Source organism: Mesorhizobium sp. M1A.T.Ca.IN.004.03.1.1, assembly GCF_003997555.1.
Lineage (GTDB): Bacteria > Pseudomonadota > Alphaproteobacteria > Rhizobiales > Rhizobiaceae > Mesorhizobium.
In genome coordinates, this window is sequence record NZ_RZTV01001152.1 from 1 (window position 1) to 233 (window position 233).

A 233-nucleotide genomic window follows, 5' to 3' on the forward strand; every position below is an offset into this window, starting at 1 on the left:
ATCATGCGCGCGATCATCCTGCTCGGCGATGCGCTCGGCATGCGCGTGACCGTCGAAGGCGTCGAGACGGCCGCCCAACTGACGCTGCTCGAATGCGAGGAATGCGACGAGATCCAGGGCTATCACATCAGTCCGCCGCGCCCGGTCCGTGACGTGCCCCATCTTCTCTCACTGCCGCCGAAGAGCAGCGGCGCGACAGCTTTTCCGACGCTCGAGCGCTGACCTCCCTCGAT

The 233-nt window shown here is 65.7% G+C and carries 1 protein-coding gene; it reads left to right on the forward strand.

What is annotated here, in order from left to right; all coding sequences use genetic code 11:
* Window positions 1-222, forward strand: a 222-nt coding sequence (locus EOD29_RS35295; protein ID WP_127248937.1) for an EAL domain-containing protein, incomplete at its 5' end; no start/stop codon positions are given.
* Between the last annotated feature and the right edge of the window lie 11 nt (window positions 223-233).